General features: G+C 37.4%; 23 protein-coding genes and 1 riboswitch. Of the genes, 13 read left to right on the top strand and 10 right to left on the bottom strand.

Going from position 1 to position 24,558, the window contains the following annotated elements:
* Window positions 1-132 precede the first annotated feature (132 nt).
* The 4 genes from AB9L17_RS06655 (at window position 133) to AB9L17_RS06670 (ending at window position 4,739) form a co-directional block, all read left to right on the top strand.
* Window positions 133-1,179 carry a DUF418 domain-containing protein gene (locus tag AB9L17_RS06655; RefSeq protein WP_375200234.1) on the top strand — a complete coding sequence of 349 codons (1,047 nt, stop codon included), beginning with the start codon at window positions 133-135 and terminating at the stop codon, window positions 1,177-1,179.
* A 129-nt stretch (window positions 1,180-1,308) separates the two neighbouring features.
* Complete coding sequence (locus AB9L17_RS06660) at window positions 1,309-2,433, top strand: IS4 family transposase (RefSeq protein WP_375199823.1); 1,125 nt, start codon at window positions 1,309-1,311, stop codon at window positions 2,431-2,433.
* Window positions 2,434-2,751: 318 nt separating this feature from the next.
* Complete coding sequence (locus AB9L17_RS06665) at window positions 2,752-3,462, top strand: hypothetical protein (protein ID WP_375200235.1); 711 nt, start codon at window positions 2,752-2,754, stop codon at window positions 3,460-3,462.
* Window positions 3,463-3,476: 14 nt separating this feature from the next.
* A complete protein-coding gene (locus AB9L17_RS06670; RefSeq protein ID WP_375200236.1) occupies window positions 3,477-4,739 on the top strand; it encodes a glutathionylspermidine synthase family protein in 1,263 nt (420 codons plus the stop codon).
* A gap of 47 nt (window positions 4,740-4,786) precedes the next feature.
* Here the strand turns inward: AB9L17_RS06670 and AB9L17_RS06675 are convergent, their stop codons facing one another.
* The gene (locus tag AB9L17_RS06675) at window positions 4,787-5,260 is read right to left on the bottom strand and encodes a YbaK/EbsC family protein (protein WP_068982982.1); all 474 of its coding nucleotides are present in this window, start codon (window positions 5,258-5,260) and stop codon (window positions 4,787-4,789) included.
* A gap of 283 nt (window positions 5,261-5,543) precedes the next feature.
* Window positions 5,544-5,640: riboswitch (guanidine-I (ykkC/yxkD leader) on the top strand.
* Window positions 5,641-5,940: 300 nt separating this feature from the next.
* Here AB9L17_RS06675 and AB9L17_RS06680 point away from each other — a divergent pair.
* Together AB9L17_RS06680 and AB9L17_RS06685 are read left to right on the top strand one after the other, a co-directional pair.
* Window positions 5,941-6,282, top strand: a complete 342-nt coding sequence (locus AB9L17_RS06680) for a DMT family transporter (RefSeq protein WP_223553010.1) — start codon at window positions 5,941-5,943, stop codon at window positions 6,280-6,282.
* Window positions 6,282-6,596, top strand: coding sequence for a DMT family transporter (locus tag AB9L17_RS06685; RefSeq protein ID WP_068982980.1), 315 nt, complete (start codon window positions 6,282-6,284; stop codon window positions 6,594-6,596). The genes AB9L17_RS06680 and AB9L17_RS06685 overlap by 1 nt, the downstream gene beginning before the upstream one ends.
* A 174-nt stretch (window positions 6,597-6,770) precedes the next feature.
* Here AB9L17_RS06685 and AB9L17_RS06690 read toward each other — a convergent pair whose 3' ends face one another.
* From AB9L17_RS06690 to AB9L17_RS06705, 4 genes are all read right to left on the bottom strand, one after another.
* Window positions 6,771-7,646, bottom strand: coding sequence for a glycine betaine ABC transporter substrate-binding protein (locus AB9L17_RS06690; protein WP_375200237.1), 876 nt, complete (start codon window positions 7,644-7,646; stop codon window positions 6,771-6,773).
* Between the two features lie 248 nt (window positions 7,647-7,894).
* Window positions 7,895-8,749 (bottom strand): ABC transporter permease, encoded by an 855-nt coding sequence (locus tag AB9L17_RS06695; RefSeq protein ID WP_068982978.1) that lies wholly within the window; start codon window positions 8,747-8,749, stop codon window positions 7,895-7,897.
* On the bottom strand, window positions 8,742-9,941 hold the full coding sequence (locus tag AB9L17_RS06700) for a quaternary amine ABC transporter ATP-binding protein (protein ID WP_068982977.1): 1,200 nt from the start codon (window positions 9,939-9,941) through the stop codon (window positions 8,742-8,744). Before AB9L17_RS06700 ends, AB9L17_RS06695 begins: the two co-directional genes overlap by 8 nt.
* Window positions 9,942-10,221: 280 nt before the next feature.
* Complete coding sequence (locus AB9L17_RS06705) at window positions 10,222-10,857, bottom strand: TrkA C-terminal domain-containing protein (RefSeq protein WP_068982976.1); 636 nt, start codon at window positions 10,855-10,857, stop codon at window positions 10,222-10,224.
* A gap of 272 nt (window positions 10,858-11,129) precedes the next feature.
* Between AB9L17_RS06705 and AB9L17_RS06710 the strand changes: the two genes are divergently transcribed.
* The 3 genes from AB9L17_RS06710 to AB9L17_RS06720 all read left to right on the top strand — a co-directional run bounded on the left by AB9L17_RS06710 (window position 11,130) and on the right by AB9L17_RS06720 (window position 13,723).
* Entirely contained in the window at window positions 11,130-11,861 is a 732-nt protein-coding gene (locus AB9L17_RS06710) for a GTP cyclohydrolase II (protein ID WP_068982975.1), read from the top strand.
* 15 nt (window positions 11,862-11,876) lie between these two features.
* Window positions 11,877-12,986 (top strand): bifunctional diaminohydroxyphosphoribosylaminopyrimidine deaminase/5-amino-6-(5-phosphoribosylamino)uracil reductase RibD, encoded by a 1,110-nt coding sequence (gene ribD, locus AB9L17_RS06715; RefSeq protein WP_375200238.1) that lies wholly within the window; start codon window positions 11,877-11,879, stop codon window positions 12,984-12,986.
* Window positions 12,987-13,159: 173 nt separating this feature from the next.
* A complete protein-coding gene (locus AB9L17_RS06720) occupies window positions 13,160-13,723 on the top strand; it encodes a 5' nucleotidase, NT5C type (RefSeq protein WP_068982973.1) in 564 nt (187 codons plus the stop codon).
* A 64-nt stretch (window positions 13,724-13,787) separates the two neighbouring features.
* On the opposite strand, the gene AB9L17_RS06725 is transcribed toward AB9L17_RS06720, so the two are convergent.
* From AB9L17_RS06725 to AB9L17_RS06745, 5 genes are all read right to left on the bottom strand, one after another.
* Window positions 13,788-14,555, bottom strand: a complete 768-nt coding sequence (locus AB9L17_RS06725) for an IclR family transcriptional regulator (RefSeq protein ID WP_068982972.1) — start codon at window positions 14,553-14,555, stop codon at window positions 13,788-13,790.
* Window positions 14,556-14,691: 136 nt separating this feature from the next.
* Complete coding sequence (locus AB9L17_RS06730; protein WP_375200239.1) at window positions 14,692-15,834, bottom strand: CaiB/BaiF CoA transferase family protein; 1,143 nt, start codon at window positions 15,832-15,834, stop codon at window positions 14,692-14,694.
* A gap of 20 nt (window positions 15,835-15,854) precedes the next feature.
* Window positions 15,855-16,661 carry an enoyl-CoA hydratase/isomerase family protein gene (locus tag AB9L17_RS06735; protein ID WP_068982970.1) on the bottom strand — a complete coding sequence of 269 codons (807 nt, stop codon included), beginning with the start codon at window positions 16,659-16,661 and terminating at the stop codon, window positions 15,855-15,857.
* A 66-nt stretch (window positions 16,662-16,727) separates the two neighbouring features.
* The gene (locus tag AB9L17_RS06740) at window positions 16,728-17,801 is read right to left on the bottom strand and encodes an acyl-CoA dehydrogenase family protein (RefSeq protein ID WP_375200240.1); all 1,074 of its coding nucleotides are present in this window, start codon (window positions 17,799-17,801) and stop codon (window positions 16,728-16,730) included.
* Window positions 17,798-18,952 (bottom strand): acyl-CoA dehydrogenase family protein, encoded by a 1,155-nt coding sequence (locus tag AB9L17_RS06745; RefSeq protein ID WP_068982968.1) that lies wholly within the window; start codon window positions 18,950-18,952, stop codon window positions 17,798-17,800. The genes AB9L17_RS06740 and AB9L17_RS06745 overlap by 4 nt, the downstream gene beginning before the upstream one ends.
* A gap of 220 nt (window positions 18,953-19,172) precedes the next feature.
* On the opposite strand from AB9L17_RS06745, the gene rpoN reads away from it, so the two are divergent.
* The 4 genes from rpoN (at window position 19,173) to AB9L17_RS06765 (ending at window position 24,477) form a co-directional block, all read left to right on the top strand.
* On the top strand, window positions 19,173-20,510 hold the full coding sequence (gene rpoN, locus AB9L17_RS06750) for an RNA polymerase factor sigma-54 (protein WP_223553018.1): 1,338 nt from the start codon (window positions 19,173-19,175) through the stop codon (window positions 20,508-20,510).
* Window positions 20,511-20,701: 191 nt separating this feature from the next.
* Window positions 20,702-21,046, top strand: coding sequence for a hypothetical protein (locus AB9L17_RS06755; protein ID WP_375200241.1), 345 nt, complete (start codon window positions 20,702-20,704; stop codon window positions 21,044-21,046).
* A 231-nt stretch (window positions 21,047-21,277) separates the two neighbouring features.
* Window positions 21,278-22,693 carry an amino acid permease gene (locus AB9L17_RS06760; protein WP_068982965.1) on the top strand — a complete coding sequence of 472 codons (1,416 nt, stop codon included), beginning with the start codon at window positions 21,278-21,280 and terminating at the stop codon, window positions 22,691-22,693.
* Window positions 22,694-22,830: 137 nt separating this feature from the next.
* On the top strand, window positions 22,831-24,477 hold the full coding sequence (locus AB9L17_RS06765; protein ID WP_375200242.1) for a sigma-54 interaction domain-containing protein: 1,647 nt from the start codon (window positions 22,831-22,833) through the stop codon (window positions 24,475-24,477).
* Window positions 24,478-24,558: the final 81 nt, after the last annotated feature.

Raw genomic sequence — 24,558 nt, forward strand, 5'->3', positions numbered from 1 at the left:
AAAAAAGGTAATACTGATGCACCAATCTATAGTTTGTAAGGTTACTGTAAGCTTTAAAAAAAACTATTGTAAGGATGGGAAGCTATGATAGCTATAGCGCAGTAAAGTATGAAAGATAAGGAGTTTTAAAAAATGAATCCATCTGTTACTCAAAAAGAAAGAATCGTTTCTTTAGATATTATTCGTGGGTTGGCGTTATTTGGAATTTTGTTTATAAATGTAGCGGCCTACCAGGTAATAGTAAAGGGAGGACCGATGCCTGACTATAGTGGAATAAATGGTATTATTAATACGCTTATAGATATCTTTATAGAGAAGAAATTCTTTTCGATTTTTTCATTCCTCTTTGGTGTAGGTTTTTATATTTTTGCTTCACGTGCAGAAGCGCGTGGAGATAAGCCAAGATGGCGTTTTGCGAGACGTTTATTAGCATTATTACTAATTGGCATTGTTCATATTTTTATTTTCTGGGGTTCAATCCTAGCTATTTATGCAGTATTAGGTTTTTTCCTTTTACCTTTTTATAATGCAAAGATTTCAACGATTAGTAAATGGCTATTTGCTATTATTTCAGTTCATGTATTCTGCATACTCGGACAAATGTTTATGCCAAATCAAGGAGCCTTTTCAACTATTTTCAGTTTATTAGGAAATGATGCAGTCGCTATCTTCATCATGTTTTTAAGTGGCTTTTTAGTAGCAAAAGCTGATTGGATTGGACATATTAGTGAACATTTTAAACAATTAAAATGGATACAATTTGTGACATTCCCACTTTTTTCAGGCATCTCTCTTTGGGTTTGGTTTGCTGCTCAAGGAGAATATCAAAATCTACAATTAATAATTGGTTTAGGGGTAATTCCCACAACGTATTTTTATTTAGCTTGTCTATTTGTTATTTTAGAGAATAAGAAAATTGCCAAGCTTCTTAAGCCAATTGGACGAGTTGGTCAAATGGCTTTTACAAACTATTTAGCTCAAAGCTTTATTGGCCTAGCTCTTATTTCGTTAATGGGGCTTGAAGTTGTCTCTCCTTCTGATGTTGTTATCATTGCAACTTTAATTTTTGTCATTCAAATAATCTTTAGTGTCATCTGGTTTAAATTCTTTAAAATGGGGCCATTTGAAAAGGTGTGGCGTTTTATGACATATGGAAGAAAAGCAGTGCCAAATCACTAGCGTCGCATTAATATAATTCAACGCATTTTAAAAAACTGAATTTTCTGCAATATTATCCATGCATAAAAAAAGCCTTTATAATGGTTGGGTGATAGTAAACCATCCAAATCCAAAATAAAGGACATAAGCATGGATAAGTTTACACGAAAAACATCATTTGAACAATGGTTTTCACCTATTTCTTCTACACAAATGGAGAAATTAGTTGAAATTCATCAATTAAATTACTATACAAAGAAGCTTCACATCGCTTCATTCTTGAAATTATTACTGTTTGCGCAACTGAATGAAACCGAAAGTCTACGTGCTATTAGTGACACGCTATTATCAGACGACTTACAAAAAGCAACGTATTTAGAGTCCATCAGCTTTTCGCAGTTAGGTCGGCGATTAACCCAAGTGCCAACTGAGTTTTTCCAACGAATTTTTCTAGACTTAGTCGAGCAAATTCATGAGAAAATGAATTTTGAGCATAGGCGAAAAACCACAACACCACTGAAAATCATTGATTCCAGCACAATGCCATTAAACTTAAACAACCATAGATGGGCTGAATTCCGTAAAACAAAATCAGGTGTGAAGTTACATTTGCGCCTTGTTTACCTAGAAAAAGGTTGTTCCTACCCTGATAAAGCGGTGTTGACGAATGCGAAAGAACATGATCGTGGTCAGCTTGAAATTCTCATTGATGACACGGAGTGCATGTACGTGTTTGACCGAGGTTACTTAGATTATGAGCGCTTTGATCGCATGACAGATGACGGATTTTTCTTTGTCTCACGCTTACGAAAAAACGCTGTAACACGTGTGGTTGAATCATTTGAAGTACCTGAACAGTCATCGGTGTTATCGGATGAAATGATTCTGATTGGCAACACGCAAAATCGCGCTGAAAATGTATTTCGCCGTATCGAAGTACTGGATCCAAACGGTAAAGAACTACATCTGATGACGAATCGTTTTGATTTAAGTGCAGATGAGATCGCTGAACTGTATAAGTCACGCTGGGCAATCGAACTGTTTTTCAAATGGATGAAACAGCATCTGAACATTAAAAAGTTCTACGGGCAAAGCGAGCAAGCTGTGCATAATCAGGTATACATCGCAATGATCGTTTACTGCTTAAACGTGCTAGCAAAGCTTCACACAAACAGTTCACGGACATATTTACAAATTAGTAGGTACTTAAAAGCAACACTATGGAAACCAGCACGTATTTGGCTTCGAAAAATCGAAGGAAATACGGTACCCTAAGGATTTTGAACTGCAGTTGCCCTAGTCAAAGGTTATAGTAAAAAAATGGATGTTTACTATCTCTACTTAAGCGTCTTTCATTTTCTTCAAAAACGGAAGAATTAGAAAACAGAAAATTCAGTTAAAATTCATGCGACGTTAGTGGTGCCAAATAAATAAAACAATTTTGTGCGAAACTCCCTGATGGTAAGATGATTTCAATCTGTCAGGGAGTTTTAATGCTATTATGAAATGTTGAAATGTATGTAATTGTAAAAAAATGAAACCTAAAGTATGAGGAGCCCGTATACTAGATAACAAAATAAAGGAGAAATGGATATGGCAATACAAATGAAAAAATATATAGCAGTGACTACGGCTTCAATTATGGCTATGCAATTAGCAGCGTGTGGGAATACAGAAACACAGACTGTTGAGGAGTCTTCTACTACTTCTACTACTTCAGCTAATTCACAAAATTTTACGGAACAAAATAATACGACAACAGCTGGCGAAGATTTACAAAGTGTCTATGATAGCGACATGGCAAATGCATGTGATGAATGGAAAGAAAATGATGATGGTTCTTTCGAGTGTTTAGATGAGAATTCGCCTCATTATGCACAGCATTTCTTTAATGGACTTATGTATGCATCTGCCGGAGCAATGATAGGAAGTGCCATTTATAAAAGTCGCAATTTAAAGAATGGTACAAATAGAAAGGATAAAAGTCAAGGTTCAGCAGCACCACGTACGAATAAAAGCAATACTAGCGAAAGTAAAAATACGAAATCAAATGGAATTACGACGAATGGCTCTCAAAAAACATCTGGTACAACATCAGGTAGCTCAAATAGCTCAACAACAAATAGCTCAAATTCAAATACAAGCGGTTCCAAGTCTTATTCGAGTGGCAAGCGTTCGTACTCAAATAGTTCAGGTTCATCGTCGAATAGTACTAATTCCTATTCAAATCACTCGTCATCCAGCACAGGAAAATCAGGCTTTGGGTCAGGTGGTGCCTCTCGAGGCGGCTCTTCATCTTCGTAAAAGGAGAAAACAATATGGACAATTATTTTCAACAACGCCAAGCATTTTATTCTCAATTTCCTAATTTCTTTCCTGACTTTGAGGATTTAGAGTATGCCTTATATGATGTCCTAGATTTACCTAAAGAGAGAATCGATGAAATCAACTATGCATCTACTATACTTTGGAAAATATTTTTGAAGGTTGGCAAACAATTTAAGTATTTATCGGATGAACAGCTTTTAGCACTGGGCATTCGTTCTGAGATGATACCCTATATCGAATTAGATTATTTACAACAACAATCGGTACTTGCTCGCTTTGATTTTATTTGTACTGAGGACGGGCAAATAAAATGCCTTGAATTAAATGGTGAAACGCCATTTCTTGTCCAAGAAACTTTTGAGATAAATGAAGTGCTTTGTCAGCATTTAGGGTTCGATAGTCCGAATGATGTTTCAGCATTACATAAAACCTTGTCCGGTGCACTTTTTGCGGCTATACATTATTTAAATGATTTGAAAAAACCTAAAATCGTCATTACAGGGAAAACAGCTGCAGAAGATTATGAGGAATATTGTCAGGTACAGTTTTTAAAGAAATGTATACCTTTTGATGTGGAATATGTGCCTATGCATGAGCTCATTATTTTTTCTAGTGACACTGCTAATATAGCTCGAGGCCTTTATACGCCTACAATGGAGAAAATTGATGTTTTGTATCGTCCTGCACACCCAGTAGAGTTTTTAATAGATGATGTGTCTTCCGATGGTGATCGTATAGGTCTGCAATTACTGGAACTTGTAAAAGATGGACAGCTTGCTATTATCAACGCACCCGCTGCATATATACTGCAATCCAAAATTTTATTATGGCTAATTTGGGAACGAAAAAATGATCCTTTTCTTTTTAATGCAGAAGAACGAGCGGCTATTCAAAAATACATGTTGCCAACGTATCTTTCGGCAGAGCCATTTGTTCGGGAAAATTTGCCGTTTGTCAAAAAGCCTGTCTATTCGCGGGAAGGGAATACTGTAGAAATTTATGCAGGGGATGGTACGAAAACGAATGCCTCTGCGTATACCCATTATGATGATAATTTGTTTATTTATCAGCAGTATGTAGAAATGCCATCTATAACGATAAAGCTAAAGGATGGATTGCAGACAAAGAAATGGTTAATCGGCTCATTTATTGCTGATGATCGTGCATGTGGCTTATCCTGTAGAGTAGGCAATCAAATTACAGAATGGGATTCGCACTGGTTAGCTATTGGATATAAGAAAGAGTCTAAATAAAAATCGGCGAAACTTTTCATAAAGTTTCGCTGATAATTATAGCTGGATTACTCATTCCAGCCTTTGCAAACGTCAACCCATTCTTGATAGGGGGTATAGGTTTCTAATTCAGAAATAGTAAGCTCAATTGCGGAATTACTACTACCACATGCAGGGAATACCGTTGTAAAGCGTTTAAGTGATTCATCTAAGTAAATAGCGACCCCTGCATTCACGCCGAAAGGACAAACACCTCCTACCTCATGTCCAATTTTTTCAAGTACTTCATCTTTTCCAAGCATCTTCGCCTTTGTGCCAAAAATGGCTTTATATTTTGCATTGTCGATTTTGGCATCGCCCGCAGCAACAATTAATATAGCCCCATCATTCACTTGAAAGGACAGAGATTTTGCAATACGTTCAGGCTCACATCCGAGTGCCTGTGCCGCAAGCTCAACAGTAGCGGAGCTTTCGTTTAACTCTTGTATTTTGTGTTCCACATTCCATTGTGCTAAATATTTACGAACTTTTTCAATAGCCATATGTAATACCTCCTTATACTACTAGGTTTTATTTTAACATAATTTTCAGAATATATTGTTGTTTATCTTTCGGAAAAAATCTAGTAAAAATAAAGTTAGTGTAAAATTACGCTTTTTCATAACGGTACATTCCTACTCATATCTGAATCTTATGCTGTGACAGTAGGAACCGATCTGAATGTAAAAAAGTTATCAGGTGAAGGACAAGTACTAGTTGGAAAAGTAGAATATGTACCAGTGGAAAATGACAAAATAGTTTGCTATACTAGTAACATAATCATATACGATAGTTTTCTAGGGTTCCGTAGCAATTGCTAGTCTGGTCCGAGAGAAAACCACAAATTGAATTTGTGACACGGAAGGATAAAAGCCTGGGAGAGAGTACTGTTTACAGCAGTGTTCCTTAGGCTTTTTTTATTTGACTAAATTGAGGCGTATTCAGAGGGAAGGAAACGCTCATGGAGAGAAGAAAACTGCTTCACTTCAAAAGAGAAGTGATCAGGTAGGACAGAAAACTGCTCGGCTTCAAATGGGGAGTGATTAGGTCGGCCAGAAAATCGTTCTGCCTCTAATAAGAACTAACTAGGAGGCAAGAGAATCTACTCCACTCTCGCCAAGTATAGAACTGCTTAATGATAGTCATCCCGTTCGTGTTTATCAATAAAATGGAGGAATTCGCAATGAACAAACAATGGTTAAGTGTTATAATAGCTGCTTTTTTTGAAGTAGGCTGGGTCATTGGTTTAAAGCATGCAGGAAGTGTACTTGAATGGATTGGTACCGTTATTGCAATTTTTGTTAGTTTTTATTTACTAATTAAGGCGGGAGAAAGTTTACCAGTTGGTACTGTTTATGCGATATTCGTAGGCTTGGGTACAGCGGGAACTGTGTGTGCGGATAGTTTGCTGTTTGGAGAGCCGTGGAAGCTAGCCAAAATTTTATGTATCGTCGTTTTACTCGTAGGGGTCGTAGGCTTAAAGCTTGTGACGGGGGAACCTAAAGATAAAGAGGTGAATGAATAGTGGCATGGATTGTATTAATAGTTGCAGGCTTATGTGAGATGATGGGTGTTTATATGATTAGTAAATATAATGAAGTTAAGAGTATGAAAAATTTAGCATTATTAATTTTTGTATTTACGCTAAGCTTTGCAGGTCTAGCATATGCTATGAAAACATTACCGATGGGTACAGCATATGCAATTTGGACAGGAATTGGAGCTGCAGGTGGTGCTTTGCTTGGTATGCTACTTTTTAATGAATCCAAGGACTGGAGACGTGTTGTTTGTATTGTCCTTGTTTTAGGGGCAGCGATATTTTTAAAAATACTATCTTAACTAATACTGATAGAATGTTAATCTAGTAGAAAGATAAAAATTTAAAAGTAATCATGATGTCCTTCACTCAAACCTATAGGTAAAGCTGAACTTTTTCGGAATTTGAAAAAGTTCAGCTTTTTATTTATAAAAAAGACAGACAACCATTCGTCAGTTGTCCGTCAATTTTAGAAATTATTTTTTTACATCCTTCGTCCATTCAGCAACTTTGTCTGCATTGGCTTCTACCCAGTCTTTAGCAGCATCTTTTGGGTCTTTGCCATCCATAATTTCTAGCATTACAGTCTCTAAATCTTCAGCTGTCCAGTGGAAGTTATCTAGTACAGAATAGACATCTGGTTGTTCTTCTTTTAAACCTTTTCGAGCGAATGTGTTAATCGTTTCTTCGCCACCATAAACACCTTTTGGATCTTCTAAGTATTTAAGATCATATTTAGCGAATTTCCAGTGAGGAGACCAGCCTGTTACGATAATGTCTTCTTTATTTTTAATTGCTTTAGCAAGTGAAGTTGTCATAGCACCAGATGAAGAAGTTAATAGATTCCAATCTGCTAAGTTATCATATTCCTCTAAAGCTTTCTCTGTAGCAGCAGTAATCCCAGCTCCAGGCTCGATACCTGTAATCGTATGATCTGCTTCATTTGTTAAATCCTCAATCGAATTAACGTCCATATAGCTTGGAACTACTAAGCCTATTTTGGCACCAGCAAGGTTTTCACCTAGCTCATCAAGATCATCCTTATATTTTTCATACTGTGGGCCATGTGTATTTGGTAACCATGCAGCAACCATTCCGTCTGCTTCACCTTTTGAAACGGCCTCCCACATAATAGCGTTATCGAGTGGTGTTAATGTTACATTGTAGCCTAAATCCTCGAGCACCTGCCCAACTACATGTGTTGAAGCAATTTCTGTATCCCATTCTACGTAAGCTAGATTGACATCCTTTGAGTCACCACTACTCTTACTAGAATCATCGCCGCTACATGCAGCTAGTAAAAACCCAAGTCCTAAAGCCATTCCTAATTTAGATAATGTTTTCAGTTTCATCGAATCTTCCTCCCTTATTTTAACTTCTTTCAGCGGGTGTCAAGGAATCGGAAAAGAGTTCACATAGGATGTTAGCCTAAAATCATCGCATCCATGCGATAACGGCTAACTGACCTGCATCACGCAGGCCTAAGCACAAAGCCGATTCCGGACGCAATTATGCCGTGGCATAATTGATTAAACTTCAAAACACAAATCCTAGTAATAAAAGTTGAAAACTAGGACTTTAACTAATAATTTTGCCTCTTTTAAACGGCTTTCTTCTTATTAAAGCTTTGTGTTAAGCGGTCTATAATGATAGCGAAAATAACAAGACTTAAACCGGCAACAAAGCCATTCCCAACCTGTGTACGTTGGAGTGCAGTTAATACTTCACGTCCTAAGCCAGGTGCACCAATCATGGAGGCGATTACAACCATGGAAAGTGATAGCATAACCGTTTGGTTGATCCCAGCCATTATAGTTGATTTCGCAAGAGGGATCTCCACTTTAAATAGTTTCTGACTTGCCGTACTACCGTATGAATCCGCAGCTTCCACTAATTCTTTTGGTACTTGGCGAATGCCTAGGTTTGTCATACGTACAGTTGGTGGTAAGGCGAAAATTACGGATGCAAATACGCCAGGTACTATCCCAATTCCAAAGAATGCAACAGCGGGAATTAAGTATACGAAACCAGGCATCGTTTGCATGAAATCGAGTATAGGTTTAATAATGTTTTCTGCTATTGTTGATTTGGACATTAAAATGCCCAGTGGAATACCGATTATGATTGAAATAATACTTGAAAAGAGCACGAGCGTAGTTGTTTCCATAAGATGTGTCCATAAGCCTTGATTATAAATAAATAGCAAGCCTAATAGTGAAAACGTTGCGAGCCCGAATTTTTTACCAGTAACGAAAAAGGCGAAAATAACCACAAGTAAGATCAGAACAATGGCAGGGATACTAACTAATAAATCCGTAACCTGATTCATGAGTAGTTTTCCATTTTTTTGAATTGAGTCAAAGAATACTGAAAAATTACTCGTCAACCAGTCCATAGCTGATTCTACCCACGGAGCCAGTGGTATAGCTGGTATATTATCTAAGAAATTATACATGTGTAGTTGCCTCCTCATCGCTAGTTGAAAGTGCTTCGATAACAACGCCACGGATGAGAACACCTAGTAAGCGTTCATCTTTTACAACTGCAATAGGAGTAGGAGAATTATGAATCATACCTAAAATATCCTGTAAAAGCATATCTGGTGGAACGGTTAACACCTCTGATTGCACTATTGAATGCACCGTTTGTTCATGTTTTTTAGCAGCAGCTAATGCGTCGTCAGCGGTAATATAACCTTTTAAATGTCGATTTTTGTCAACTGCCATCAGCAAACTAACAGCTTCTTGACGCATTCTTTTAAGTGCTACGGTCGGTCCATCTAAATCTACATTGACATATACCGGTCGAACCATGACATTTTCAGCTGTTAGTACTTTAGAGCGATCGACATCTTCCACGAAAGTTTTTACATAATCATTTGCTGGATTCGTTAAAATTTCTTCCCCTGTACCAATTTGAATGATTGAGCCATCTTTCATAATGGCGATACGATCACCAATACGCAGTGCTTCATTCAAATCGTGGGTGATAAATAAAATTGTTTTCTTTAATGTACGTTGTAAATCGAGTAACTCATCTTGCATTTCTTTTCGAATTAATGGGTCAAGTGCAGAAAAAGCTTCATCCATTAGTAATATTTCAGGATCATTAGCAAGTGCGCGTGCTAATCCAACACGCTGTTGCATACCACCTGATAGTTGACTCGGATATTGGTCTTTATAAGCAAGCAAGCCAGCATTTTCGAGAGCCTGTTCCGCTTTTGCTTGACGTTCTTCCTTTGAGATGCCTCTGATTTCAAGGCCATATTCAGTATTTTGAAGAAGTGTACGATGGGGGAATAAACCGAAGTTTTGAAAGACCATACTCATTTTGTTTCTTCTTACATTACGTAAACTCTCTTTACCCATTTTAGAAATATTTTCTCCATCGATAAAAATATTTCCGCTTGTAGGCTCTATAAGACGGTTTAAAAGTCGGATAAGTGTAGATTTTCCGCTTCCTGATAACCCCATAATAACGAAGATTTCACCTTCATTCACAGTAAAACTTGCATCGTATACACCAACAGTTGCACCTGTTTCTTTTAAGATATCAGTCTTGCTTTTTTGTTGCTTGACGAGTTCTAAAGCTTGAGGAATATGTTTTCCGAAAACTTTAGAAACATGTTCCACTTTAATTTTCTCCAATAGAACCACTCCTTTCATAGTTCAAATTTCGCCTTGGCGTAATTAACATGATGTTGTTCACTTGGGCGTTTTCACAGGATGTGATGTCCTTAGTCTGAGTTCCTCTATTACAGTAGGTGTTTGGACACTTACTGAATGAAGATAAATACTATTTGAGGATAATGATACCCAAAAATAAACAAGTAACAACTTAACACTAACAAAGGGTTGTTACTTTTGTCAAATCGACAAATGAGAAAAAAACCGCTTAAACGCTGTTATATCAGCGCTTAAGCGGTTTTTAATTTGGATATAAAAAACTCTGAACTCGAGCGAAACATTCGTCATTACCGATAAAGTAAATGATATCTCCTTCTTCAAAAGATACATAAGGACCAGGTGACAGTAATAATTCATTTCCACGACGAATACCAACAATCGTACTAGATGTATTTTGCCAAAAATTTAATGTTTGTACAGTCTGATGGATACAAGGACTTTCAGCTGTCATCTCTAATTGATACGGGATAAATGGGTTGACGGATCGGAAATGTTCAGTTCGACTAATTAGCTGTTTAGTCTTTTCCTGCAAATTTATTAATTCTAGGTGCTGTTTCTGAATACTAGTCATAAGTTCATTTTGTATTTCATGCACAGATTGAACATCATGGAATTGGCGGACAAAATGCGCAGCCTTTTCGTATGATTTAATGATGACCCCACTGCCTTTAGAGGCCTCCACAATTTCCAAGTCTTGCAAAACAGCAATCGCTCTTCTTGCAGTTTCTGCAGAAACATTATATTGGCTAGCAAGCGAGGATCTCGCGTAAATTTTATCCCCGATTTGATATTTTCTTTCCACGATTTTTGAGGCTAAATCAACAGCTATTTGTTGGTACTTTGGCTGCTTCACCTGAACATTTTTTTCTAAGTTCATTCTAAACTTCCTTTCGTCATTACAGTTGCCACAGCTTATTATAGACTAGCCTGCACAGAAAAAATAGCATCTCCATAAGCTATTAGTATATGATAAAAATGTCTTGTAGCAGTTTTTTATACTGATTAATTTTATAATAGATTAGAAGCAGTTATTTGACAGCTTTAAGTTATTATTATAAACTAAGTTACATTATGTAAGTGTTGTGAAAATACAAGTGCTCAGTTAGTAGATTTAGCTAGCTGTTAACATATAGAAGGTTGGAGAAAAATATGACAATTACAACTAAAGTTATGGATATAGTGAAAGACAAAATGACAATCGTGAAGCAATCTGAAACTGAAAATATTTGCCTAGTTGGTCCGGTAAAATTACCAATAAAACAAGGCGATTTTTCAGCAACATTTCAATGGTACAACTGGTTAAAAGTAGATGCCGAACTATCAAAAGAAGAAATTATTGATGGATTAGCATCTGCAAATTTAGCGTTTTTACAACAATCGTCAGTGCTTGTTTATGGAGATTTCGCAAATGCGGAGGATGCTTTAATTCGTATGCACAGCATTTGTCATACAGGTGATATTTTTGGAAGCCAACGCTGTGACTGTGGTTATCAATTACATGAATCGATGAAAATGATTGTGGAGCACGGCTGTGGAGCTATTTTCTATTTAGCAGATCATGAAGGTCGTGGCATCGGGCTATTCTCGAAATCTCTTGCTTATTTATTACAAGAAGAGGGGTTAGATACGGTTGAAGCAAATCATGCTCTCGGCTTCCAAGACGATACTCGTTCTTATGAAGATGCCATTACTGTGTTAGCTGTACTTCGTTCAAAAGCAGTTACACTCATTACTAATAATCCGAAGAAGCTTGCAGCATTGCAAGCGCATGGCTTAGCAGCGGACGGACATGTCCCATTATGGGGAGGGGTAACGGAGACAAACCGTTTTTATTTAGACACAAAAGTTGAAAAATCTGGACATATACGAGAAAAGAAGTAAGTGGAGGATTTGAAGATGACAACAGATGAAAAATATATGCAGCTAGCACTCGATTTAGCAGCTAGTGCTAGAGGAAATACGAACCCTAATCCACTTGTTGGGGCAGTAATCGTGAAAGATGATGTAATCGTTGGAACCGGTTTACACAGAAAAGCAGGTGAACCGCATGCAGAGGTACACGCATTCCGGATGGCTGGAGAACATGCTAAAGGTGCGACACTTTATGTAACGCTTGAGCCATGTTCACATTATGGAAAAACACCTCCATGTGCAAATTTAGTGAAGGATTCAGCTGTTAGTCGTGTTGTTGTAGCCATGCAAGATCCCAATCCGGCTGTAGCTGGGCGTGGTATTCAACTGTTACGAGATGCGGGCATTGAGGTTGCGGTAGGTGTGCTTGAAGCTCAAGCTCAACGCTTAAATGAACGCTTCATTCACAATATGCTAACAAAACGACCGTTTATTATTTCAAAATTTGCGATGACTTTAGATGGAAAAATAGCTGCCCATACGGGTCATTCCAAATGGGTGACTGGTGAGGCAGCACGTGAAGATGTTCACCATATTCGTCATGAGGTGGATGGGATTTTAGTTGGTGTTGGTACAGTCATAGCTGACAATCCATCATTAACGACAAGATTAAAAGAAGATTACGGAAAAAATCCAGTACGCATTATTATGGATAGCTCACTTCGTACACCAGCACATGCTAATGTACTAAATGTTGAAGAAGCTAAAACGATTATTGTTTGTAGTGAGAATGCCAGCCAAGAAAAAATAACAGCGTTCGAAGAAAAAGGCGTAACTGTATTACCAGTTCGACATGAATCTGAGGGGCTTGTTGTGGATGATATGCTTGAAAAACTATATCAATATGGCATTACTGATATTTTGGTAGAAGGTGGAAGCACCGTAAACTCTTCATTTTTACAGCAAGGTGCTATCAATAAATATGTGATTTACATAGCGCCAAAGGTACTCGGTGGTCGTTTATCATTAACACCATTTGCTGGTCCTAATCCGTCTACGATGGATGAGGCATGGGATGTAGAATTTGCTTCATTTGAGCAAGTAGAGCAAGATTTACGTATTATTGCCTATCCGAAGAAAACTGAGGGAAACTAACGGTCAAGCAGAAGTATGGATCGTAGGGGAGTGGCCGAGTGGCGTGGTCATTACTTTCGCCACTTGCGCAGGCGTTTAAATGAAGAAGGCGTTGGCAATTTGTTGGGGAAGTTTTAGTGAAGCAAAATGAAAAAGCTTCATAAACAATGCTTCTTGAAGGGAAGAAAAACTAGATGAAATTTGGCTTTGATATAGATGACACACTTATTGATTTACGAGCACACGCTTTTGCACTCTATAATAAAAAGCTTGGTAAAAATGTTGCATTTGAAGTATTTCAAGCCTTACAAAGAGTTGAAATTCACGAACCTTTTGGATTAACAGACAAAGAAGGAGCGGCGATGTGGAATCGTTCATTAGAGGATATATATTTTACGGACTGTCCTTCTTTTGAGGGGGCGCTAGAAACACTCCAAGCTTTGGCACAACAGGGACATGAGATTTACTATATTACGTCACGTCCTAAACAGTATTGTGAGCAAACACGTGAATGGATGAGGGCACAAGGTTTCCCAGTCACAGAAGGTCACTTTTTCTGCGGCATGCAAGATACAGAAAAAGTAGCAATCATAAAAGAACTTTCTTTAGATATTTATGTAGATGATAAACCGGCTGTATTAGAAACACTTCAAGATGTGAAGACAAAAGTAATTTTAAAAAATCAATCGTATAACAAGCAAGTTGAACTGCCACGCTTAAATCATTGGCATGATTTTTTAAGATTAACAAATAATTAAAGCATTAAACCCGAATAGAGGACACTTTAAAAGTGAACCTATTCGGGTTTATTTATTGTTTCTATCAATACAATTGCTCTTCGATTTGTAATGCAACGCTCTGAATAGTTTCAATTAATAAATTTTCATCGTAGTCACTATATCGTACTTCTGGTATAACGAGTGACACCGATGCAATTATTTGGTTAGAAGCGTTTAAAATTGGTACAGATAAAGAGCATGCTCCGCGCACACGTTCGCTATTACTTTTTGCAAAACGTTGTAAACGGATATGCTGTAATTCCTTCAATAGCTGCTCTTTTAGAAGTATTGTGTGATCAGTGATAGGTTCAAGACTTATATTCTCTACATATTCATCAACATTGGGCATAAAAGCGAGCAATATTTTAGATGATGCACCTGCATAAAGGGGGGAGGTGTCACCAACAAACATTTTCGTTGAAAGCGGATATGTTGAATCATAGTTTAAAATACATCGTCTCTCCAATCCATCAATAATATTCATGGAAACACTTTCACCGATTTCTTCGTTTAGCTTTTTCAAGATAGGTTCAGCGACAATAATAAGACTTGATTCTTCTTTTACTAAATTTCCTAAATACAGAAGTGAATGACCTAATTGATAGCGCTTTGTACGTTCATCTTTGTGAAGAAAGCCTTCGTATACAAAGGTAGAAACGAAGCGCTGTAAACTGGAAATGCTTATCCCTGTTTTTTTACTTAACTCAGTTAGGGAAAGGCTAGGTTCATCTTTTGAAAAAGCTTTTAATACTTTAATAGCTTTGTGCAGCGATGACATTGTATAGTTTTTTTCGAAAATTTCCTGATTCATCCCGTCACCTACGTAATAAAATTTTCTTCGACTTCCGCCGGAGGATTTATCTTCATATATGCATGCCGTTATGTTTTTTTGTGCATAAAAGCATTTATTAGTTGAAGATAAAATTTACTTCTATTATAGCGCAATTTTATTTTGGTAGAGAGGACTTTTGGAATTCGTTTGTATGTTCTCCAAGTATCGGTGGTGCTAATTTATATTGAATATTTAAATTTGAGAACTTTAACGGGTTTTTGATGAATTTGATTGTACCATATTGTTCATGCTCTATTTCACCAATCATGTCACGTGCAATAAATTGCGGTTGTTCTAGTGCTTCAGCAATCGTGTTCACACGTCCACCTGGAATTTTGTATTGTTGTAATAATGTAATCCATTCATCCCGTGTTTTAGTCATCGTAATGTCAGTAATCATCTCAACAAGCTCAGCTTCATGTTGCTTGCGCATCGTATTAGTTAAAAAACGTGAATCATCGGCCCATTCTTCGCGTTTCAACATAGTGCAGAACTTTTGAAATTGTCCATCTGTACCAACACAAATCATTAATGGACCATCCGCACAGTGAAACACTTGATACGGCGCAACATTATTATGACGATTACCTAGACGTTCTGAGATAAAACCTGTATTTAAATAAGCGCTAGCTACATTCGCTAAGCTACTCATTTGAACGTCTAATAAAGCTAAGTCAATAAATTGACCTTTATTTGTTAGATCGCGCATTCGTAGAGCGGCTAAAATACTAATGACAACATAATTAGAGGTTAAAATATCCGCAATAGGGACGCCGACTTTTGTCGCTTCACCTTCAGCTGAGCCAGTGACATGCATTAAACCACTCATTGCTTGAATAACTGGGTCGAAGCCTGGCTCATGCGCAAGAGGACCGGTTTGACCGAATCCCGTTACAGCACAATAAATGATTCTTGGATTCACTTTTGTTAGTTCCTCATAGCTTAGCCCCATCCGCTCCATGTCCCCAGTCTTAAAATTTTCGAGTACGACATCAGCATCTTTGACAAGCTCTTTAAATTTTTCTCTGCCTTCTATTGTTTTTAAATCTAAGGTGATTGATTTTTTATTGCGATTAGCACATAAATAATACGTGCTTTGATCATTTACAAATGGCCCCCAGTCACGCATACTATCAGAGCCATTCGGATGTTCTATGCGAATTACTTCTGCTCCTAAATCTGCCAACATCATGGAGCCGGCAGGAGCAGCATAAACACGAGATAAATCTAACACTCGAATATTTTCAAGAGGTTGCATTGACCTTCCTCCTACACACATCATTTATATACAGGCTTACGTTTTTCAACAACTGCGCTTACACCCTCTTTAAAATCATCTAGCTCTGTTACAATGGCCATTTGTGATGAAATATAGTCAAGAGCAGAACGTAAATCCATCCGTTGACTTTGATAAACAGCACGTTTAATGAATTGTAATGTCGTAGTTGGACGACTTGCTAATTCCTTCGCATAATTCAATGTGTATTCCTCAAGCTCATGGTCTTCCACAACAAATGTCACAACGCCTTTGTCTTTTGCTTCATCAGCAGTTAATACACGAGCTGTCCAGAACATGTCCAATGCCTGATCGATGCCTATTAATTTTGGTAAATAATAAGCACCACCATCACCGGGAACAATTGCTACGTTAATATAGCTTTCTGATATTTTTGTAGATTTTGCAGCAATCCGAATGTCACACATTAAGGCCATATCAAGACCGGCACCCATTGCAAATCCATGAACTTGTGCAATAACAGGCTTATCAATTTCCTCAAGTAGTAGGGGAATACGTTGAATCTTTTTCCATAGTGAATTTTTTCTTGCTAAGCCTGTGGAGGAGATATCTTCTTCACTCTTGAAAAACCCTTCACCGGCTTGCATCGCTTTAATATCGCCACCTGCACAAAACGATTTCCCATTGCCTTTAACAATGACAACTCGAATATCATCTGAGTCACGAACAACCTCAAGAGCTTTAATCCATTCGGAAATCATTTCTTCACTGAAAGCATTATACGTTTCAGGTTTATTTAGTGTAATTGTGGCAATATGGTCTTGCACTTCAAAAAGTAAATCAGTCATTGATAACCCTCTCCTTATCATGTCATGAATGTTTTGTCACAAATTTAGTCATTACAGCATTTTTCACTATCCTTCTACTTTGAGAAGGGGAGAACTTTTGCTAAAAGGAGTTAAATATCCCCAAAGACTATCACCACTTTCCATTAGCTGTGTTGCGACCAAATTAGTCCAATATGAGGTGCTGGCTCCTTCATCGCGCCAAGACCAAAGTCTGCGTGTAAATTGATGCAAACTATGTTCGTGTGTTGTACCAATTGCAGCGTGTACTTGATGCGCAATTGTTGTAACTGTTTGGATGATTTCTTCAAAACGAATGCTAGCGTAAGCAACCTCACTATTTTGCTTGTTCATCAGAAGGGCTTCGGTAACATTATTGAATGCTGCTAATGCTATAGCCGTTTCACCTGCTAAATGTACAATATGTTGCTGAACGAGCTGAAAGCGATGGATCGGACGACCAAATTGTTCACGTTCTTTCGTATATTGAACAGTTAAGTCATTTATTTTATCGATGGCACCAGTCATCAGTGCTAATTGAAAAGCTGTATGGAGTGTTGTTATAGTGCGTATCTTGTCAGGAGATAACACTGCGGACACTTGTGAAGTTGTACTATGTTGGAATATCACAGTATCACGCGGCTCGCCTGCCAAATTCGTAGCTTCTTTAATTTCAGCTTGGCTTAAATCTATTTCTACAAGATGTGTACCATCCTTGCTACGGGCAAGTGTCACTAGATTTTTTGTATGGCGTGCCCAAGGAATATGAATCGCCTCTCCCGTTAATTTGCCGTTCTCTAACGTAAAGGCTTGATCAGGACAAAGCATATACGTAGCCAAATCCTCGATTACTTGTAAGTTCGTAAATTCCAATAAATAATTTGCAAATGTTGTTTCAGTAAATGGAATCGGTGCAGCATATTTTCCAGTTAAACGAACAATATTCAATAAATCCTCTATATCGCCACCTGCACCGCCATTTTCTTCTGTAATGGCTACCGCAGTCATCCCGTTTTCTTTAAATAGATCCCATAGCTCGGGTGCCCAGTGGCCTTGTTCTACTGTATCGACTAAATCTTTATCCACTTTTTCTTTTAACATGCGCTCTACAACATCAACGATCATGTCTCTCATTTCACTCATTGTGCTATAACCCCTTTCGCTACAACGCCATACAATACCTCTGAAGTTCCTCCTCGAATAGTAAAGCCTGGTGCATGTAAAATGGATTCAGCCATAAAGCGATCAATTTTACGATGCGCATCAAGTGTTGGATAAGTCTGTACGATTAAACGTGTGATTTCAGGAATACTTTGCTCGAATTTCGTCCCAAGTGCCTTCACAAGTGCAGCCGGAATAGATACGTCTTCACCATTACCAGATTCTAAAAGCTGGGCTACTCCAAGTGACAAATTTCGTAGACTCCAAAGACGAGCTACAATTTTTGACGCTTGTTTTAAACCTTCTAAATTGTTTTGGCGCTTTAACTCTTGAATAAGCTCATCAATTAATGGGAAAGTACTCAATATTCGCTCTGGACCACTACGCTCAAAGGCAAGCTCAGCTAATCCTTGAGCCCAGCCATTACCGATTTCTCCAACAACCATATTGTCAGGTACAAAAACATTTTCAAAGAACACTTCGTTGTAATGATGTTCACCGGTTAAAAACTTAATAGGAACAACGGTTACGCCTTCTGCATGTAAATCGACGATTAGCTGACTAAGGCCTGCGTGTTTACTTTTTCCATCAAAAGGACTAGTACGCACTAAAGTCACCATATAATGACAAAGATGAGCATTGCTCGTCCATATTTTTTGACCATTTACTATCCAGCCGCCCTCTACTTTTTCTGCACGTGTACTGACCGAAGCTAAATCAGAACCACTATTTGGTTCACTTAACCCTATGCCAAAGTAGCATTCACCTTTCACAATTTTCGGTAAGAAATATTCACGTTGCTCTTCTGTCCCATATCGTAAAAGAAGTGGTCCTGTTTGGCGATCAGCAAACCAATGTGCTGCAACTGGAGCACCAACGGCTAAAAATTCCTCCGTTAAAATGTATCGATCTATGGTACTGCGCTCTTGACCACCATATTTTTTTGGCCAAGTTAAACCAATCCAACCTTTTTGACCAATTAGTTTAGAAAATTCAGGATCATCTCCACTTAACCAAGAGTCACATTTAGACGTGAAGGTTCCTTTTACTAATTCTTCCTGTAGAAACGTTCGAACATCTAAACGAAATTGTTCTTGCTCTTGTGTAAATTGCACAGTTGGTAAATGAAACATTTCATCATTCCTCCTTTTTTACCGCAATGTGGTAACTAATATTGTATATGTGTATTTTATGATTACTTATGAATGTAGTCAATTACTTTTTTGGAATTATTAGAAAATTTGAAGAGGTAATTCAGGAATGTCTAAATGAAATAAAAAAATTACGAAAAAATGGAAAATAAAAGAATAAACATGTTACTATGTAGAAAATTCTGTTAAGGAGGTATGGGGTATGCAAATGGCTATCAAAACTTCCCAAAAAGTAATGCAAGTTTTATCAGCACAACTAGTACAGCATTTAGAAATACTGCAATATTCAACAAATGAATTAGAACAGTTTATTTATGACAAAGCAAATGAAAATCCGCTGTTAGTTGTCACTGACGCGACGATGAAAAGTCAATATGAGGAAATTCAGCAGTTAGCAAGCTATTCCTTTAAAAATTTTTCTGCACAATATTATGGACGGCAAAATAATTCATTTAACCCTATTGAGATGAAGCTTGCTGCAAAAGAAAGCTTTGAGCAGTTTTTATTGGAACAAGTGCCTATGCATAAAAATCTATCTTCGTTAGATTTGAAAATCTTAACATTTTTAATTCGTTCCTTAGATGATCGTCTATTTTTAGATGTTGATTTAGAAATCGTCGCAAATAAATTTAAGACAAAAGTTTTGCACATAGAAGCACTATTGGATTTACTTCAAACTTTCGAGCCAGTAGGAGTAGGAGCACGGAATTATAAAGAATATTTACTCATTCAAGTAGACAGGGATGCGCTCGCACCAAAATGGACCTCTCAATTTATCAAAACGGATTTAGAGCTAGTGGCAGCACAGTCCATTAAACAGTTAAGTAAAAAGTATAAAACGCCTATACAGGAAGTGAAGAAAACTGTCCACTATATCAAAAATTTAAAACCAATGGTGACAGGTGATAAATTTGAAACGATTCCATATGTCATTCCTGAAATCGAAGTAGAGAAATTAGGAGAGGAATGGATGATTAATGTAAATCGTGGATATTTACCAATCGTTTCAATCGATAAACATTATGTTGAGATATTAAAAAATGATCCGAATTGTAAAACATATTTCAAAGACACAATGAAAGATGCTCTTTTATTGTTACAAGGGATTGAACAACGTGATAAAACACTTTACGAATTAGCTAGATTGTTAGTCGAGTTGCAAGAGGATTTTTTCAATAAAGGAATTGAAGCAATAAAGCCTATGCGGTTAAAAGATGTAGCTGACATTTTAGGTCTACATGTGTCAACAATTAGTCGAGCTGTTCGTGGAAAATATATAAAAACTTCTCAAGGTGTGTATGGCTTACAATCGTTATTTACAAAAGGAGTAATGAATATTTCTGGAAAAATGGATTCTATTATGTATATTAAAAAGCGGCTTAAACAGTTGATTGATGCTGAAGATAAACAAAAACCTTTAACTGATCAGCATATTACAACTATTTTAAGTACGGAAGGTATCCAAATATCCAGGAGGACAGTAGCGAAGTACAGGGAAGAGATGAATATTATGAGTTCATTTAACCGTGTATATGGATAGGATAGGTGATGCAAACAAACTGTCGTTGATGTATTTTTGCATCGAAATTTTCAAAATCGCATATGAATACATTCATAAATTTTTGTAAAGGATCCTCATCATAACATGAAGTTGATTTCCGTTCCGGCTGGGCGCTTTGTCGTTGCTGTCGTTGCACTTTCGCACAGAGCAAAGCTTCCTGGGGGCGTCCGATGAGCCGCTTAGGGCAACAGGATGTTTTTTGCGCGAAAGCGAAGCGACAGCAGCAGGATGTTTTTTGCGCGAAAGCGAAGCGACAGCAGCAGGATGTTTTATGCGCGAAAGCGAAGCGACAGCAGCAGGATGTTTTTTGCGCGAAAGCGAAGCGACAGCAGCAGGATGTTTTTTGCGCGAAAGCGAAGCGACAGCAGCAGGATGTTTTTTGCGCGAAAGCGAAGCGACAGCAGCAGGATGTTTTTTGCGCGAAAGCGAAGCGACAGCAGCAGGATGTTGGTCACGAAGGCGTTATCACAGGACGTGATGTTTTTAGCCTTTGTTTCTCTATCGCTGATCCCTAAGGAGTCGCCCAGCCTCCACTCCAATCAACTAAAATTACTACTTTTTTTAATGTCATCAACAATTTTTGTTTTAAATAATAAAAAATAACAACAGATATACAGATTGATAATTTTTTGAAATTTTTAATAGTTGAATAGGTTTGGCATCGGAATTGCTCATTAAACGGTAGACATTGAATTAGAGGAAAGGGGCTAGTAAATGTCTACATAAAACACAAAAGGGGTGGTTTAATGGGAGCTTTGCAAAAATCACTGAAAACAAGGCATATTACGATGATTTCCATTGGAGGGGTTATTGGCACAGGGCTATTTGTCGGGACAGGGAAAAATATTTTAAGTACCGGTCCTGCAGCGGTGGTTTCATATACGATTGCATGCTTACTCATAGTTTTAATCATGCAAATGGTTGGGGAAATGGCATCAGGAGAAATAGTTTTAGGGAAGAAATCTGGTGGTTCAGCAGAGTTAGGTTCATTTGCTTCATATGCAGGAAAGTATATTGGTCCATGGGCAGGTTTTACAGTAGGCTGGCTTTATTGGGCAAGCTGGGTGTTTATTGTGGGGTTAGAAGCCGCACTCATAGGTGGGATGCTGCATAATTGGTTTCCAATGATCCCAACTTGGGCCGGAAGTGTAGGCATAACATTATTGATGACAGTTATTAATATTTATTCAGTAAAATCATTTGGTGAATTCGAATATTGGCTTTCCTTTGTTAAAGTTACAGCTATTGTCGTATTTTTAGTAGTAGGTCTAGCGATGATTTTAGGAATTTGGCCAAATTATGAGCCGAAGGGGTTAAGTATTTTAACAGAATTCGGTGGATTTGCACCAAATGGTATTGTGCCCATTTTAACAGGAATTGTCTTTGTTATTTTCTCCATTTGTGGTGCTGAGGTTGCAGCCATAGCGGCAGCAGAGTCTGAAAATCCGGCGAAAAATATTGTTCGCGCCATTCGCAACGTTGTATTTCGGTTAGGTTTATTTTTTGTAGGTTCAGTAGCCATTATGATTTTAATCATACCTTGGAATGATTCGAAAATATTGGCAGCACCTTACGCAAATATCTTAACGATGGCTGGGCTTCCTATTGCTGCTCAACTAATTCAAATCGTAATTTTTATTTCGTTAATCTCGGTTTTAAATTCTGCTCTTTATACAAGCTCACGTATGTTACTTGAAATGTCGCGTCAAGGAGATGCACCGAAAATATTCTCACAAATTAAAAATCGTCGAGGTGCACCTGTACCAGCTATTCTTGGCAGTACAGTGGTGGCATATATTTGTGCGATGCTATACTTCATTTCACCTGAAGTCATTTTCTATTTTTTAGGTAATTGTGTTGGAGGATTAATGATAGCTGTTTATATTTTCATTGCCATTTCACAAATTCGTTTCCGGCGGTATTATGACAAAGTTTCAGATGAGCCATTAGCGATAAAAATGTGGTTATTCCCATACTTGTCGTATGTCACAATTGGAATTTTAACAGTCGTTTATTTATGTCAAGCACTCATTGAATCTTTACGCGCCCAATTTTATTTAAGTACATTAGTATTGATCGGCTCTGTTGTGTTGTTTATGATTATGCGAAAACTGTCGACAAGATCAGCAGAGCAAATAGAGGAAAAGCTAGCCTCAGAGTAGAATACTGTAAAATATAAAAAATTCGCAATGTTTCTCCGAGATTTCAAGCCATTAAAGGACGATTTAACACCTTTTAGGCTTGCAAATGCTCCGTAGAAAGTGAGCGAATTTTTTTAGTTCGAGAGGAAGTGGTCTATATGTCGATAACTGAACTTCATAAAGAGGAACATTTTTTTATTGTAAAAAATGAGGGAGTAATGATTAAAAGTGATATCCAACGAGAGCTTCTTGAAAAAATAATAAAACAATATCAAAAAGGAACAAAAACGTTCGAGGTAGAAGGTTATTTTATTCACGTATTAGAAACTTCGCAAGGTAGCTTATTTCATGTCAAACCATTCATGCAGTATAGCCATATTGATTTTATGAACCCACTGTCAATTAAAGTATTAAACTCTATATCAGATGGCGTTACAGTATGTGATAGTTACGGTAAAATTTTATTTCAAAATGATATTGATATTGAAATAGTTGGCATCGATTTAATGGGAAGATATGCAAAAGACGTAATCGCTGAAGGTTTAATGAGTGATTCCATTTCGATGAAAGTCATTGAATCAAAAGAAAAAGTAACTATTTTGCAGACGTTCATTAATGGAAAATGTTTTTTAGTTTCTGGTAAGCCAATATTTGATGAACACGGTGAATTACAATACGTAGTAGCAATTACTCGTGATATGACACAATTAAAACTGTTAGAGAAGGAAGTAAAAAAATTAGAAGTTCAAAACGAGAATTTTAAAAATAAGCTACATGCCTTACATACTAAAGAATCAACCAAAAGTAGTTTAATAGCTGTGTCTGCCGCAATGATGCAGGTAGTAAAGCGTGTTATGAGGATTGCAGAGGTAGACTCTACTGTATTAATTGGTGGTGAATCAGGCGTAGGTAAAGAGGAAATTACAAAGCTTATTCATGTAAACAGCCGACGTCACAATAAGCAAATATTAACGATTAACTGTAGTGCAATTCCTGAAAATTTATTAGAATCCGAACTGTTTGGCTATGAGGCAGGAGCATTTACGGGAGCGGCGAGAGGTGGAAAGGCAGGGTTATTTGAGATTGCATCAGGCGGTACAGTGTTTTTAGATGAAATTGGAGAGATGCCCTTACTACTACAGGCAAAATTATTACGTGTGCTCCAAGAATCGGAGGTTCAGCGTATTGGTAGTGGTAAGCCTATTCCTATTGATGTACGCATAATCGCTGCAACAAATCGCAATTTAGCGGAGATGGTGAGGCAAGGTGAATTCCGTGAGGATCTATATTATCGTTTAAATATTATCCCGATTGAAATTCCACCATTAAGGCAACGTCGTCAAGATATTATTCCGCTGGTCAACCATTTTTTGGCTGTAATCGGAGAAAAATACGGCATCCACCGGACGATTGATTCATCTGCTATGAAAATATTAGAGTCTCACGATTGGCCGGGAAATGTACGGCAGCTTAAAAATATGGTGGAGCGTATTTGCTTATTAGCAACGCAGCCAGAAATAACAGTATATATTGTGCAACAAGAGTTAGATAGTAGCCCAACGATTGCACGTGATCTGGAAAATCCTGTACAAATACAAAATATCCAGGAAACGGTTATCAATCCAAAGTTCAGTGGCACATTAAAGGAACAAGTAGCTGCGTTTGAAAAACAAATTATTAAGGAAGCTTTATCTAAATATCCAAGTATAAGACAAGCGGCCAAATCACTTGGCTGTGATCAGTCAACATTGGTACGTAAAATTCAAAAGTTCCAATTAACGCGACAAATTTCATATAAGGACTAACGATGTACTTTTGCATCAAAATTTCATTTATGCAAAATAAGCTGTAATATCGCAATCCTCACTAAATAATACAAGGAAAAT

It is taken from the genome of Lysinibacillus sp. RS11, from assembly GCF_042019215.1.
Classification (GTDB): Bacteria; Bacillota; Bacilli; order Bacillales_A; family Planococcaceae; genus Lysinibacillus; species Lysinibacillus xylanilyticus_A.